General features: G+C 73.7%; 11 protein-coding genes. 5 read left to right on the top strand and 6 right to left on the bottom strand.

The window, feature by feature from the left end:
* Positions 1-15: 15 nt before the first annotated feature.
* Together ACZ4M5_RS03960 and ACZ4M5_RS03955 are read left to right on the top strand one after the other, a co-directional pair.
* Complete coding sequence (locus tag ACZ4M5_RS03960; protein ID WP_467732756.1) at positions 16-669, top strand: HemK2/MTQ2 family protein methyltransferase; 654 nt, start codon at positions 16-18, stop codon at positions 667-669.
* Entirely contained in the window at positions 650-856 is a 207-nt protein-coding gene (locus ACZ4M5_RS03955) for a CDGSH iron-sulfur domain-containing protein (protein WP_467732754.1), read from the top strand. The genes ACZ4M5_RS03960 and ACZ4M5_RS03955 overlap by 20 nt, the downstream gene beginning before the upstream one ends.
* 157 nt (positions 857-1013) lie before the next feature.
* On the opposite strand, the gene ACZ4M5_RS03950 is transcribed toward ACZ4M5_RS03955, so the two are convergent.
* Complete coding sequence (locus ACZ4M5_RS03950; protein WP_467732752.1) at positions 1014-1448, bottom strand: protease inhibitor; 435 nt, start codon at positions 1446-1448, stop codon at positions 1014-1016.
* A gap of 424 nt (positions 1449-1872) precedes the next feature.
* Here ACZ4M5_RS03950 and ACZ4M5_RS03945 point away from each other — a divergent pair, with 424 nt between their 5' ends.
* Complete coding sequence (locus ACZ4M5_RS03945) at positions 1873-3042, top strand: lactate 2-monooxygenase (protein ID WP_467732750.1); 1170 nt, start codon at positions 1873-1875, stop codon at positions 3040-3042.
* A gap of 76 nt (positions 3043-3118) precedes the next feature.
* Here the strand turns inward: ACZ4M5_RS03945 and ACZ4M5_RS03940 are convergent, their stop codons facing one another.
* The 3 genes from ACZ4M5_RS03940 to ACZ4M5_RS03930 all read right to left on the bottom strand — a co-directional run bounded on the left by ACZ4M5_RS03940 (position 3119) and on the right by ACZ4M5_RS03930 (position 5699).
* The gene (locus tag ACZ4M5_RS03940; RefSeq protein WP_467732748.1) at positions 3119-4735 is read right to left on the bottom strand and encodes an RICIN domain-containing protein; all 1617 of its coding nucleotides are present in this window, start codon (positions 4733-4735) and stop codon (positions 3119-3121) included.
* 337 nt (positions 4736-5072) lie between these two features.
* Positions 5073-5450, bottom strand: a complete 378-nt coding sequence (locus ACZ4M5_RS03935) for a toxin Doc (protein ID WP_467732746.1) — start codon at positions 5448-5450, stop codon at positions 5073-5075.
* 3 nt (positions 5451-5453) lie between these two features.
* The gene (locus ACZ4M5_RS03930; protein WP_333933272.1) at positions 5454-5699 is read right to left on the bottom strand and encodes a hypothetical protein; all 246 of its coding nucleotides are present in this window, start codon (positions 5697-5699) and stop codon (positions 5454-5456) included.
* 197 nt (positions 5700-5896) lie between these two features.
* Between ACZ4M5_RS03930 and ACZ4M5_RS03925 the strand changes: the two genes are divergently transcribed.
* Positions 5897-6829, top strand: coding sequence for a sigma-70 family RNA polymerase sigma factor (locus ACZ4M5_RS03925; RefSeq protein WP_467732744.1), 933 nt, complete (start codon positions 5897-5899; stop codon positions 6827-6829).
* A gap of 97 nt (positions 6830-6926) precedes the next feature.
* Here the strand turns inward: ACZ4M5_RS03925 and ACZ4M5_RS03920 are convergent, their stop codons facing one another.
* A complete protein-coding gene (locus ACZ4M5_RS03920) occupies positions 6927-7718 on the bottom strand; it encodes an alpha/beta fold hydrolase (RefSeq protein WP_467732742.1) in 792 nt (263 codons plus the stop codon).
* 64 nt (positions 7719-7782) lie between these two features.
* On the bottom strand, positions 7783-10038 hold the full coding sequence (locus tag ACZ4M5_RS03915; RefSeq protein WP_467732740.1) for a glycoside hydrolase family 9 protein: 2256 nt from the start codon (positions 10036-10038) through the stop codon (positions 7783-7785).
* A gap of 260 nt (positions 10039-10298) precedes the next feature.
* Here ACZ4M5_RS03915 and ACZ4M5_RS03910 point away from each other — a divergent pair, with 260 nt between their 5' ends.
* A complete protein-coding gene (locus ACZ4M5_RS03910; RefSeq protein ID WP_467732738.1) occupies positions 10299-12686 on the top strand; it encodes a SpoIIE family protein phosphatase in 2388 nt (795 codons plus the stop codon).
* Positions 12687-12715 lie beyond the last annotated feature (29 nt).

Below are 12715 nucleotides of genomic sequence, written 5' to 3'. Positions count from 1 at the left end.
GGGTACTCGGCGCCCGTGATTGCACTGGTACCCCCGGGCGTGTACGCCCCGCAGGAGGACACCGAGCTGCTGGCCGGTGCCCTGTCCGACGAGCCGCTCCTCGAGGGGGCGGAAGTCCTCGACGTGGGCACCGGATCCGGTGCCCTGGCCCTGGAGGCCGCACGCCGGGGCGGCCGTGTGACCGCCGTCGACGTGTCCTGGAGCGCCGTGTGGGCGGCCCGGCTGAACGCCAGGCTGGCCGGCCTCACGGTCCGCATCCGCCACGGCAACCTGTTCGACCCCGTGCGCGGACAGACCTTCGACCTCGTCCTGGCCAATCCGCCGTACGTGCCGGCGCCGCACGGCCATCACGCCCCGCGGGGCGCGGCCCGGGCCTGGGACGCGGGCGGCGACGGGCGGCTGGTCGTGGACCGGATCTGCCGGGAGGTGCCCGGACTGCTGCGACCGGGCGGGGTGCTGCTGCTGGTGCAGTCGGCGCTCGCCGACCCGGACCTCACGGTCGCGCAACTGCGCGCGGCCGGACTGAAGGCCGCGGTGACCCGCCGGCAGCGGATCGCCTTCGGCCCCGTGCTGCGCGGCCGGGAGCGCTGGCTGCGCGAGTGCGGCCTGCTGTCCGACGCGGAGAACGACGAAGAGCTGGTGGTGGTCCGTGCCGAACTCCCCGTCTGACCGGCCCGAGGCCCCGCGCCGGGTCTCGATCCAGCGCAAGGGGCCGCTGCTGATGGAAGGTCCCGTGGAGGTGGAGCTGGAGGACGGCACCGTCGTGTCCTCGGACCGCTTCCGCGTCGCCCTGTGCACCTGCCGCCGCAGCCGCCGCTACCCGTGGTGCGACACGAGCCACCGCGACCGGGCCTGACGCACCGGCCCGGGAAGAGTCCGGAGGCCGGCGGGCGGCCCCACTCCGCCCGCCGGCCTCCTTGTACGAGATCGCGGTTCCCGTGACAGCGGCCCGGCTCCCCAGCCACGGTCCGCTGCGCTTCACGGGGAGAACGCGATCCCGGTCCATGGGTCTCCTAGAAGGAGAAGACACCCGTTCCGAAGGCGTTCTTCATGCAGTCGTTGGAGAACGTGCGCTCGTACGAGACGCGCTTGCCCTGCCAGACGCCGTCGACGGTGACGACCACCGGGTCGTACTGCTTGGTGCACATGACGCCCTCCTTCGCGCTGAGGGCGTCGAAGTTGCCGCTCACGCCCTGCAGTTCCGCACAGGCGGGGCCGGCGGCCGGGTGGGTGCCCGAGGGCCTCGGGGCACATGTCAAAGTGACCGCGCGTTCCGGGGTGGTGGCGATCGCGCTCTGTCCGTGGCCGACCGTGAGAACCAGGGCCGAGGGGGCGTAGAGCGCGGTGGGGGCCTGACCCGGGTCGGCGAGCGCGGCCCCGGAGAGGGGTCCGCAGACGGCGGTGGCCGTCAGTCCGAGAGTCATGGCCCAGCGCGCGGGGGTCCGCATTGTGTGCATCCTTCCGCTCGATTACAACGTGTGCCGACCCGTGCTCGGATGGTGCCCGGAGCGGCGAGCGCGAGTCTGCCGAGTCCGCCGCCGAAACACACATCGACCCCACGGGTTTCAGTAACATTGCGTATTGAAGCAGTGGCGTGAAGTTACGGAATCTGCACGTGCGAAGCCCGTAACTGCGCGGTCCCCAGTGGTCCGAAGCGGCCAGATGGCTGATTTACCTGCGCTCCGCAATAGGCCGGAAACATTCCGATTCCGCTCTCTCGTGGCCACTTTGCAACCGCTTGCGTTCATGCTCCCGACGCCCGACCGCCATCGGCGGGCACAGGTGATCACCACCGATCCTCCGGCCGCATACCGCTCGGTATCCTCGGCCCGGCGGTCTCGACGAGGAGACGACGAGAAGGCGGGGCGTGACGTGGGCAAGCACTGGGCGGACTTCCAGTACGAGATCTACCTGAACGGCATGACGGGCGCCGTACCCCGGCTGCCCACGGACCTGACGCGCCTGGAGGAGCTGACCGAGCAGCGGCTCGGGCGCGGCCCGGTCGGCTACGTGGCGGGCTGCGCGGGCGACGGCAGCACGGCCCGGGCGAACCGGGCCGCCCTGGAGCGCCGCCGGATCGTGCCGCGCATGCTGCGGGACGTGCACGAGCGGGACCTGTCGGTGCAGGTGCTCGGCCGGGCCCTGCCCGCCCCGCTGGCGCTGGCCCCGGTCGGCGTGCTGTCGATCATGCACCCGGAGGCGGAGACCGCAGCGGCCCTGGCCGCCGCCGCGCAGGGCGTGCCGTACATCCTGTCCTCGGCGTCCAGCACCCCCATGGAACAGGTCGCCGAGGCGATGGGCGACGCCGAGCGGTGGTTCCAGCTGTACTGGCCGAAGGATCCGGAGGTCACCCGCAGCTTCCTCGGCCGCGCGAAGGCCTGCGGGTTCAGCGTGCTGGTCGTCACCCTGGACACCCCGCTGCTGTCCTGGCGCCCCCGCGACCTGGACCAGGCGTACCTGCCGTTCCTGCACGGCGTCGGCACGGCCAACTACTTCTCCGATCCGGCCTTCCGGGCGGGACTGGCCAAGCCGGTGCACGAGGACCCGAACGCGGCGGTGATGCACTTCGTCGGCATGTTCTCCGACCCGGCCAAGACCTGGCCCGATCTGGCGTTCCTCCGGGAGAACTGGGACGGCCCGATCGTGCTGAAGGGCGTGCTGCACCCGGACGACGCGCGGCGCGCCGCCGACGCCGGCATGGACGGCGTGGTCGTCTCCAACCACGGCGGACGTCAGGTGGCGGGCTCGGTCGCCGCTGCCGACGCCCTGGAGCGGGTCGCCGAAGCCGTCGGCGACCGGCTCACCGTGCTGTTCGACAGCGGCATCCGCACCGGTGACGACGTCTTCAAGGCCCTCGCCCTGGGCGCCCGGGCCGTGCTGCTGGGCCGCCCGTACGTGTACGGCCTGGGACTGGACGGCCGGCCGGGCGTCGAGCACGTGATCCGCTGCCTGCTCGCCGAACTCGACCTGACGCTCGCGCTGTCGGGCCACGCCACGCCGCACACGGTCGGCCGCGCCGACCTGATGGAGGACCCGGCCTGAGGACGGGGCCGTGCGGCGCCTGCGCCGCACGGCCCGGGACGGGCCCCGGGCGGCCCGTCAGGACGTCCGGGGCCCGTCAGGACGTCCGGCCGCCCGGCACGGCCACCTGCCGGGACGACGCCCCGTCCTGCTCCTCGATGGACAGGGCCCCGGCCGTCGTCGGCAGCGGTTCGGCCTGCCAGCGCTGGGCGTCGGTACGGTCGCGGACCTTGACCACCAGGTCGGTGCCGGGCTTGTCGCCGGCCGGGGCGAGGGCGAGCTGCTCGTCCCAGCGGGGCAGCAACTCCCCCTGCACGGTGAGGTCGTAGCGCACGTCGTCGCCCCGCTCGGCATCCTCGTCGGCGCAGGTGCCGAGGACGACCACACCGGCGTCCTTGTGCGAGTCCAGGCACAGCCCCGGGTCGGCGACGCTGCGCAGGAGCCCGTCGTCCTCGACCGTCCACTGCTGGGTCCACACCGACGAGCACGCCGCCAGCTCGGTGCCCGAGCCCTCCTTCGGCAGACCGCGGACGTCGAGGCACAGACCGGCCCCGGTGTTGCGCAGTCGTGTCACGTCCAGTGCGGCGGGCAGGCCGGCCGTGCCGGGGGGCGCGGCGGAGGTGGCGCCGTTGTCGCCGGCGCTGCCGGAGCCCGCCGGGTCGGCCCCGCCGCCGTCGTAGGAGTTGAGGCCGGCGATGAGCACGGTGGCCAGCACTCCGGCCGACACCGCGCCCAGCCCGGAGAGCAGCGTCCGCGACGACGGCAGCATCACCGCCATCCGGCGGACGGGCACCGGGAACCGGGACAGCAGCCCGTGCCGCCCGCCGCCCCGCCGCCCACCGCGCCGGCCCGCACGGGGGCCACGGGCTGTGTGCGACGCCCGGCCCGGGCGGGAGTCGAGATAGCGGCGGGCTCCCCAGCCCAGCACCGCTTCGGCGATCAGGGGGCCCAGAGGCCCGTCGAAGTGGCTGAGTTGCTCCGCGGCGTTGCGGCAGTAGCGGCACTCGCCGAGATGGTCCTGGACGTCGGGCAGCAGGGCGCCGCCCCGGCGGATCGGCACGTCGAGGAGACGGTTGTAGAAGCGGCAGTCCTGTGTCGGGGCGAGTTCGCGATGGGCGCGCACGCAGCCTTCGCGGAAAGTGTCACGCGCCTGATCGAGGGCGGCCGACGCAACCTCGGTGTCCATGCCCAGCAGTCCGGCCGGGAGGTGCAAAGGATCGGCCTCGACCTCCGAGTGCCACAGCAAACAGCGCGCGGCGGCGGGAAGCGCCTGGAATGCCCGCTCCGCGAGGACGCGGTTTTCCGGTGTCATGGACGTCGCGGCGCGAAGTCCGCGTCCGCCCGCGGGTTTCTGCAGGGCGGGCAGTACGGCGGATATTCGATCGTCGCCCGACCACTCGCGGATCGTGTCGCGCACGGTGACCAGAAGGGCCGGACGCAGCGCGACGGCGGACTCCCCGAACGCGAGGCGGTTGAGGGTCCGGTGGAAGGCCGTCCCCGTGACCATGGAGGCGACCTTCACCGAGGAGGCGAGGCAGATGACGGCGTACTCGTGCGCCGGCTGCCAGTGCCGCGCCATCAGCAGCGCGACGGAATGGGCGGCGACCCCGCCCTCCGGGCTGCCTCGCAGCGGGGCGGCGAGACTCTCGTCGGAGTCCCCCGGGTCCCCGCCGGGCGGGGGGTACGCGGGACGAGGGGGGTGGGGGGTGGGCACTGAGATGGTTCCTTCCCACGCGTGCGACACACAGAAGTCCTGTCGCCGAAAAGGAGGCCCGATGGGTGCGTCCCTTTTTGGCGCGGCGCGGGAGGTGCGAATTCGCCGGCGGCGATTCGGACCCGGTCGACTATGCGCGTGCGACTCCTGGCCATTCCCCCCGCACGCGAGGTGCACTCTTGCACAACCCCCACAGGAGCAACAAGGCGCGCGGGCCACATATGCGCCATTGACAGAAAGTCAGAAAGAAGGGAACACCCGCACGCGCCTCGCACCGGCTTTCGACATTTCCCGGTACCCCCCGGGAAAGGAGACGAGGGGCCCGGGGCGCCCCGCCTCAGATCTGCCAGGAGCGCAGCCGGTCCGCGGCGCCGTACACGTCGGCCGCGCCGGACATCAGGTCCCGGGCGAGGTCGACCAGGGCACCGTAGGGCGGGTCGATGCCGACCCCGCTGACGAACATGTACGCCACGGCCGTCGCGCAGGCGAAGCGGGCGTTGGCCGAGGGCAGCGGGCGCAGCACGGCGAGGGTGTGCAGCAGGGCGGCGGCCCGCCACGCCGGGTCGGAGTCGACGCCGAGGCGCGGCGGGTCGACGCGGTGCCGGGCGACGGCGGCGACCAGCGCGGAGAAGTCGTTGACGGTGGGCTGGTCCGGCAGGACCTCCTCATGGCGCTGCAGCAGCCAGGGCACGTCGATGTGGAGGACGGATGCCATCGGTCAGGCGGCCCGTCCTTCGCCCCTGCCGGGCGGTTCGTCCTCGGGGAACGCGGCGGCGAACTCGTCGGCATGGGTGGCGAAGAACCGCCGGAAGGCCTCCGCGCCCTCCTGCAGGGCCCGGTGCCGGGCGATGTCGGCGGCGGCCGCCTCGCGCACCAGGGCCTTCATGGACGTACCGCGCTCCTTGGCGATCTGCCGCAGGTCCTCAAGTTCACGGTCGCTGAACTCGACGTTGAGAGCTGGCATGCATTCACGGTACCGCTCGGGTACTGACGCGTAAATAGCCCCAGGTCAACGCGGGCGGGCGGTGGTACCTGGGGGGCACCTCCGGGTGCGGCCGCCGGGGCGGGGAACCGAGAGGCGGGTCACATCCGGCCGGGCGATGTCACATCCGGGCGTCCGGCGCGCCTCGCAGGGGTGAGCGCGCTTCTGGGAGGCCATACATGTCCGAGATCTCCGCACCCGGCACCGACGCCCCGCACGAGGAGGCGACCGGGGTGTTCCTCGACCACCGCGAGCTGCTGTTCGGCGTCGTCTACAACACGCTCGGCAGCGTCGCCGACACCGAGGACGTCCTGCAGGAGACGTGGCTGTCGTGGACGGCCCGCGCCGGCGGCGCCCCGCTCGCCGGTGTCGACAACCCCCGCGCCTATCTCGTCCGGGTCGCGGTCAACCACGCGCTGCGCCGGCGTGCCGTGATCAACCGCAGACGGGAGACGTACGTCGGCGAGTGGCTGCCCGAGCCCCTGGTCGCACGCGAGGACACCGCCGCCGCGGAGGAACCGGCGCTGCGCTCGGAGTCGGTGTCGCTGGCGATGCTGGTGGTGCTGGAGTCGCTGACACCGCTGGAGCGGGCGGTGTTCGTGCTCGGCGAGGTCTTCGGCTACCCGCATGCCGAGATCGCGGAGATCATCGGCCGCTCCCCCGCCGCCGTGCGCCAGCTGGCTCATCGGGCGCGGGAGCATGTGCGCGCCCGGCGGCCGCGCTACGAGGCGCATCCCCGGGTGCGGCGGGAGGCGACCGAGCGGTTCGTGCGGGCGGCACTCGGCGGGGACATCGCCGAGCTGATGGAGGTCCTCGCACCCGATGTCACGGCGTGGACGGACGCCGGCGGCAAGCGGCGTCCGGCCGGCCTCCGCCCGGTGCGCGGCCGGGACAAGGTGGTCCGGCTGATCACGTCCGGCCGGGGCGGGCCGAGCGACCCCGTCTTCCGCTACCGGCGGGTCAACGGCGACGACGCGGCCGTGCTGTTCGACGGTGACGCGCCCTACGCCGTGCTGGCACTGGACCTCACCCCGGAGGGCGACCGGGTGCGGGGCATCTACGTGCTGGCCAACCCCGACAAGCTGACGCACCTGCCCCGGGAGGCGGTGTGAGCGCGCCCGGCGCGAGCGGCTCGCCGACCGGCCGGACCGCAGGCCCGGCACCCACACGTCCGGCCGGAGACGCCCGCACTCCTCGTCGCCGGGCCCGTCACGAACGGGCGCGGCAGAACTCCCGGACCGTCCGGTTGAACGCCTCGGGCGCCTCGAGGTTGCTGAGGTGCCCCGCACCGGGGAGCACCACGAGCGTGGCCTGCGGTACGGCGTCGAGGAACCTGCGGGCGACGGGCTCCACGGGCGAGCGCGCGTCGAGCTCGCCCCACAGCAGCAGGGTCGGGACGGCGATCCGCGGGAGCAGACCGCTCAGGTCGGCGTCGGCCATGGCGGCGAGTTCCGCGCGCATGCTGCGGCGGCGCGTCTGCGCCGACATCACCGACAGCAGGCGCACCACACCCGCGGGCGGCGCCTGCGCGAACAGCCCCGGCAGGCTGGGCGCGAACGCCTCCTCCGGTACGGCGAGCGTCCGCTCCGCGCCGCGGACCCGCGAACGCACCTCCGCCGCGCTCAGCGAGCCCTTCCAGCCGGCGTAGGTGTCGGCGAGCACGAGCGTGCGCACCAGGGAGGGGTGGAGCCGGTAGAGCTCCAGGACCACCGTTCCGCCCCAGGCGAGGCCGAGGACGTGGGCCGGGCCGAGGCCCACGTCCTCGATGACGGCTGCCAGGCAGCGGGCGTAGTCGGCGAGCGGGAAGACGGCCGGTACGTCGGAGGATCGGCCGGCTCCGGGCTCGTCCCAGGCGACGACGGTGAACTCGTCGGCGAGGTCCTCGATCTGCGGCCGGAACAGCCTCGCGTCGCTCGTGGCGCCGTGCGCGAGCACGAGGGGCGGGCCGTGGCCCACCCTGTCGTACGCGACCCCGATGCCGTCGACCCGCACCGCTGGCATGATCCCAGGCTACGCGCGCGTGCCGGGGGCGGCCTGTCGTCGGCCCCCGGCACGCGCGCGGGCGTCACCCGAGGTGGCGGCCCTGGTCGGCCGCGAAGGAGGCCATGCGGGCCAGGGCGGCGTTCCAGTTGATCGTGTGTTCGTTGGTCGACCAGGACTGGATGTCGTCGATGTAGCAGAACTGCCCGGTGCAGCCCTGCAGCTTGCTCTGCGCGTAGGGGTCCTGGATGTTCGAGTTCGGTCCGCCGGCGAGGGTGCCCGGGGGCGGGTTCGGCAGGTCCGGGTCGAGCTGGCGGGCGTACCAGCGGCTGTGCTGGTTCTGCGCGCTGACCTCGCCGTAGCCGGTCACGTAGGAGATGTTGAGGGCGTTGCGGCCCAGGACGTAGTCCATGCTCTGCAGTGCCCCGGCGCGGTAGGCGGAGGCGCCGGTGAGGTCGTAGGCGGTGGCGAGGACGACGGCGTTGTTCAGGATCTGGTGGCTGGAGCCCCAGTCGTAGACGTTGCCCTCCGGCGCGTAGGGGATGCCGTAGGGGTGGTCCTTCAGGGTCGCGAGGTAGCGGTCGGCGCCCTTGATCACGGACCGGCGGACCTTGTCCCGGCCGGGCAGCTCGTTCGGCACGGTGGCGAGGTCGAGCCGGCCGGCCGCGCCGGTGCGGGCCCAGTCGAACCCGAGAGGCTGGAACAGGTCGGCGGTGTGGACCGGGGAGGTCAGCACGTACTCCTCGAACTGCCGCTCGCCCGTGGTGAGGTAGAGCTCGGCCGCCGCCCAGTAGAAGTCGTCGGTCACGTCGCGGTCGGGGTAGGCACCGCCACCGACGCCGTCACTCTCGGAGGCGTAGCGGTCGGGGTGGGCGAGCGCGGCGGCCCAGGCCGTACGGGCGGCGGACAGGGCCCGGCCGGCGAACGCCTTGTCCCAGGGGCGGTAGAGCCGGGCGGCCTGCGCGGCCGTGGCGGCCAGGTTCAAGGTCGCCGCCGTGGACGGCGGGTGCAGCTCACGCCTCTGCGGGTCGTCGTGGGGCATCAGCGGCAGTCCGGTCCACTGCTCGTCGTGCACCTTGTGGTGGGCCATGCCGGCCAGCGGCTCGCCCCGGGGCACCTGCATCCTCAGCAGGAACTCCAGCTCCCAGCGGGCCTCGTCGAGGAGGTCGGGCACCTTGTTGCCGCTCTCGGGGAGGGCGAGGGAGCCGTCGCCGAGCGGGCCGGTCCGGCCGGTGCGGGCGTGCAGGGCGCGCTCGTAGGTGCTGAGCAGCTCCCAGGTGGAGATGCCGCCGTTGACGACGTACTTGCCGTGGTCGCCGGCGTCGTACCAGCCGCCGCTCACGTCCAGCGTGTAGTCGCAGACGCCCGGCTGGCAGGGCACCTCGGTGTCGCCCTTGTTGGGGGCCACGCCCACGTGGCCCGCCGGGCGGCCGTAACCGGGGCGCAGGTCGTCGCGGATGGGGGTGCCGCTGCGCTGGGTGTAGTAGTACTTCGCCGCGTCCAGCCGGAGCCGGTCGTAGGCCCTCGCGTCGACGTCGAAGGGGCGGCTGGTCTCGCCGTCGGCGGTCAGGGTCAAGCCCGTGCCCTTCGCCCGGTACGCGCCGAAGTCGATCGAGTGGACGTTCTGCCCGGAGGAGGCGTCCACGCCGCGCGGGACGGTCGTGCCCCGGGCGACCACCGCGCCGCGCGCGTTCCTCAGCTCCCAGGGCAGTTTCGCCGTGGCGTCGGTGACGAGGGTGGCGTTCTTGGGCCCGGCGGGCAGGTAGCCGACCTGATTGACGCGGACCCGGGGACCGGTGTCGGGCTCGTAGGGCTCCGGCGCGACACCGCCCAGCAGGGAGACGTCGTCCAGGCAGAAGCGCCAGGGGTCCGCGCTGCCGCCGAGCTGGAAGCCGACCTGGCCCCGGGCGGTGTCGACGGGCGAGGTGAAGGTGTAGGAGTAGGTGTCGCCGGAGACGCTGAGCTGCGGTGTGACCTCGTGGTAGGTGTCGTACGGCTCGACGGACAGGCCCACGATCGCGCGGACGACGTGTCCGGCGGGTGTCCCGGTGGCGCTGAAGGAGAAGCGGTAGGACTCCCCCTTCACCAGGGTGATGTCGTTCTGTCCGACGGCGGCGTCCCAGCGGTTGACGGTGCCGCCGGGCACGTCGGCGCACAGCCGGCCGTCGGACGGTGCGGCGGTGACGTTCGCGGTCGTCCACCACGCTTCCGTGGAGGTGTCGAAGGTGCCGTTCCTGACCTGCTCGGTCTCCTCGGCCCCGGCCGGCGCGGCGGGCAGCGCGGTGAGCGCCGTCGCGAGCAGGGCCGTCAGGGACAGCAGGGCGGTTCTGCGTCGGTGCACGTCGGGACTCCTCGGCGCAGGGGCGGGCGGCGCTCGTGTGGGAGCGCTCCCAGAGTGCGGACGCCCGCCATGGTCGTGCCGAAGTGACGCCCCGTCAACGGTCCGGGCGGAACCGGCTGTGACCGCGGGGACCCCCGTGCCTCCGGCCGGGGCGGGCCGGGCGGCCCCGGGGTTACCGGTTCACGCCGGGCGCCCACGCACTAGTCTGGGACTCTGGTGGCGCTTCCGTTCACTGAGAGTGTCCGTATGGAGTGGCGACGATGAGCCCGGACGATCCGTTCGACGACGGTGTGACCGCCCGTGCCGTCATCGCCGTCGACGGCACGCTCACCGAGTGGAGCGAGGGCGCCCGCCGCCTGCTGGGCCACACCGCCGCGGACGTGGTGGGACGCCCGGCGACCGAGCTCCTGGCCGACGGCGCCGAACCGCCGCGGGTCGAGGCCGGCCACCGCTGGAGCGGCACCCTCGCCCTGCGCCATCGCGACGGGCACGCCGTGCCGGTGTGGGTGCTCGCCCACCGCAGGCCGCCGGACGGCCCGGAGACGACCGACTGGCTGGCCGTGTCCCCGCCGCGGGGCCCGCGTCACGGACTGCCGGACGACGACCCGCTGGTGCGCGGGGCGCTGCGCCAGTCCCCCTGCGCGACGATGATCTACGACGAGGAGCTGCGCCTTCGGGGGGTCAACGACGCCATGGCGGACCTCGTCGGCCTGCCCGCCGAGCGGCTGCTCGGCCTCCGGCCCACCGACATCGGCAGCCGCCCGCAGAACAGGGAGCTGGAGGAGCGGCTGCGCCAGGTGCTGAGCACCGGCCGGTGGCAGGACATGCAGACGTACATGAAGGCCGGGGGCGAGGCCCGCGGCGCGCACGCGTGGCTGGCCCGGATGGCGCCGCTGACCGACGCCGCCGGCCGGGTGCGGGGCGTGTGCGTGACCGCACACGACTTCTCCGACCAGTACCGCTCGCGCGAGCGGCTCCAGCTCGTCAACGAGGCGAGCGTGCGCATCGGCAGCACCCTCGACGTGACCCGCACAGCCCAGGAGCTGGCGGACGTGTGCGTCCCGGCCCTCGCCGACTTCGTCAGCGTCGACCTGCTGGACCCCCAGGAGCACGGCGACGAGTCCGCCGGCCCGCCGGCACCGCCCGTCACCCTGCGCCGGGCGGCCCACCGGTCGGTCAACCCGGGCAGTCCCGAGGCCGTCGCCGAGCCGGGGCAGACGGACCGCTACCCGGAGACCTCCCCGCAGGCCGCGTCCCTGTCGGCGGGCCGCACCGTCGTCGCCTCGGGCTCGGAGCACGACCTGCAGCGGTGGCTCGCCTGGGACCCGGCCCGGTTCCGGCGGATCCGCGAGTCCGGCATCCACTCCACGATGTCCGTCCCGCTGCAGGCCCGCGGCGCGACCCTGGGCGTCGCCGTGTTCACCCGCTTCCGGCGCCCCGAACCGTTCACGGACGACGACGTCCTGCTGGCCGAGGAGGTCACCGCCCGAGCCGCCGTCTGCATCGACAACGCGCGGCGCTACTCCCGCGAGCGCGAGACGACCCTCACCCTGCAGCGGAGTCTGCTGCCGCGGACGCTGCCGCGCACGGCGGCCGTCGAGGCGGCCTCCCGCTATCTGCCGGCCATCCGCTCCGGTGTGGGCGGCGACTGGTTCGACGTCATCCCGCTGTCCGGGATGCGGGTCGCCATGGTCGTCGGGGACGTCGTCGGCCACGGCATCCAGGCCTCGGCCACGATGGGCAGGCTGCGGACCGCCGTGCGCACCCTCGCCGACATCGACCTGGCCCCGGACGAACTGCTCACCCACCTCGACGACCTGGTCGTGCGGCTGTCGCAGGAGTCCGGCGGCGACGACGGCACCGGCGAGGTCGGCGCGACCTGTCTGTACGCGGTGTACGACCCGGTGTCGCGGCGCTGCTCGCTGGCCCGCGCCGGGCACCCGCTGCCGCTGCTGGCCCCGCCCGACGGGCCGCCGCTCCGCCTCGACCTGCCCTCGGGACCGCCGCTCGGCGTCGGAGGGCTGCCGTTCGAGAGCGTCGACGTGGAGCTGCGCGAGGGCAGCGTCCTGGTCTTCCACACGGATGGCCTGCTGGCCAGCCGGGAACGGGACGTCGACACGAGCGCGCAGATGGTGCTGGAGGCCCTGTCCGTTCCCTCCGGCTCCCTCGACGAGACGTGCGACCGGGTCCTGCACTCCCTGCTCCCGCCGGGCGGCTCCGCCGACGACGTGGCCCTGCTGCTGGCCCGTACCCGCGGACTGCCGTCCTCCCAGGTGGCGACGTGGGACATCCCGGCCGACCCGTCGCTGGTCGCGCCCATCCGCAAGCAGGTCGTGGACCAGCTCGAACGCTGGGGCCTGGTCGAGGCCACGTTCACCGCGGAGCTGGTGGTGAGCGAACTGGTCACCAACGCCATCCGCTACGGCGCCCCGCCCATACGGCTCCGGCTGATCCACGACGCCGCGACGCTGATCTGCGAGGTGTCCGACACCAACCACACGGCGCCGCACCTGCGCCGCGCCAAGACCTGGGACGAGGGCGGCCGGGGTCTGCTGCTGGTCGCCCAGCTGACCCAGCGCTGGGGCAGCAGGCACACCGCCGAGGGCAAGACGATCTGGGCGGAGCTGGCACTGGTCGAGGACCTCTGACCCGGCCGACCGAGCCGGTGTACGGCGCG

The organism is Streptomyces sp. NPDC026246 (genome assembly GCF_055567995.1).
This window is presented reverse-complemented; position numbering and strand designations above follow the sequence as displayed.